The organism is Ligilactobacillus sp., from assembly GCF_036846325.1.
GTDB lineage: Bacteria > Bacillota > Bacilli > Lactobacillales > Lactobacillaceae > Ligilactobacillus.
This window is the reverse complement of sequence record NZ_DAIUCE010000195.1, coordinates 1-1,565: the sequence shown is the minus strand read 5'-3', so window position 1 is coordinate 1,565 and position 1,565 is coordinate 1. Positions and strand designations below refer to the sequence as shown.

Here is a 1,565-nt window from a genome sequence, read left to right as displayed (position 1 = left end):
GAAAGCGCAGTCGCGACGCGGCACGAACTTATCATGAGCCTTGTTGCTGGTCTGAGCCTGATTATGCGAGGCAGAACCCGATTAGGCAAGGTGTGGAGCCGAGCGCTCATGAGCCCGTAAATTCCGGCTCCCGATTACGGGCAAATTGGCGATTTTTAGGATTTGCCTGTAAATTTCAGCTCTCAATTACGGGCAAAATGCCCTTGGCTGCGCTCAAAGCCACAAATTTAACGCCGCATACACAAACAAAGTCCTGGATGAAATTCGCAGTTAACTGCAAATCATCCGGGACTTTTTTCCCAACCTCTAGTCATTTCTGTATATGTCCAGCATCAGCTTCATCAGCTCACCCCTGAACTCGGCTGCCGTCTGATAACGGTCATCCGGCTTCAGTCTGCATGCCTTCTTCAAGGCCGCATTCAGGCCTGCACTGATGCAGTCAATGTCTGGTAAAACGTCACGTCTCAGCGGAAACCTGCATCCGTTTGCCAGAACGTAAAGCGTCATTCCCAGCGAGTAGATGTCCGACCTGTGCGAAAACTTCCGCTTCAAAAGCTCGGGAGCGCTATAGCCGATGGAAAAGTGCCCGTCACCTTCATCATCCTCGTCAAGTGCGATGTCAAAGTCACCAAGAAGATAGTGGTGCTCGGCACTGGATTTGACAAAGACATTTCCCGGCTTGACATCCCGGTGGATGATGCCCGACCGCTCGCATGCCTCAAGCGCGTGCGCAATGTCAAGTCCGACCTTAAGAACATCGTGCTCGTCAAAGGTTCGGACGGTCAGGGGCACGTACCTGTCCATCACGTACCACAGGCAGTCGCCGACGCTGCCGTAGTCGAAGTAGGAAACAACATTGGCGTTGTCCCTGATGCGGTTCAGATGTCTGAGCTTCTTCTTGGCCGGAATCATTCCGTCTTCTCCGACCCGCACGGCCTTGACGACACGGCGGTCAGTCCCTATCACCGGGTCGGTCTTCACCAGTTCGTATACGTTTTTTGCAATGCACCCGTCAAAATGCCAGCCGCGCCCGATGCTGCCCTCAATTGTTTCAAGCATCGTCAAATCGTCAGATTCCATTTTCTCCCATCTTCTATTCATCTTCATCCGGCAGATCATTTATGAAGTCGCTTCCTGAGGGAAACACTCCGAACATTTCAAGCAGACTGCGGACCGACTTGCACAGCTCAATGCTTCCGTCCCTGTGAATCATGTTGTTCAAGGCTGCATCCCTCAGCACAAAGACTATCACCGACTCAAACGGAGACCTTGGGTTCAGCGGTCCCATCTTCGACAGTTCCAGCATGTGATTCATCTCCTCGACAGTCATGTTCAGATGCAGTCCGATTGAAATCACCTTGTTTCTGGTCGGGAACCAGCGGTTGTTGCTGATGTCGTAGATGGCCTGCTTCATCGATGAAGTCCAGCCCTGAATCTCCGCCAGCTTGTTGATGGTGTCCTTGCTTCCCTCATTCAGCCTGTTCTCGGCGATGAAGAACCGTACATAATCATGACCTACTCGGTATCAGAGATACCGAGTTTCTAGAATCTCTCACGAGATTCCG

Annotated in this window: 2 protein-coding genes; both read right to left on the bottom strand. The window is 51.9% G+C overall.

Annotated elements, in window-relative coordinates; translation table 11 throughout:
- Positions 1 to 306: 306 nt before the first annotated feature.
- The gene (locus V7Z60_RS10120; RefSeq protein WP_334117679.1) at positions 307 to 1,080 is read right to left on the bottom strand and encodes a serine/threonine protein kinase; all 774 of its coding nucleotides are present in this window, start codon (positions 1,078 to 1,080) and stop codon (positions 307 to 309) included.
- A gap of 13 nt (positions 1,081 to 1,093) precedes the next feature.
- Positions 1,094 to 1,414, bottom strand: coding sequence for a hypothetical protein (locus V7Z60_RS10115; protein WP_334117678.1), 321 nt, complete (start codon positions 1,412 to 1,414; stop codon positions 1,094 to 1,096).
- Positions 1,415 to 1,565 lie beyond the last annotated feature (151 nt).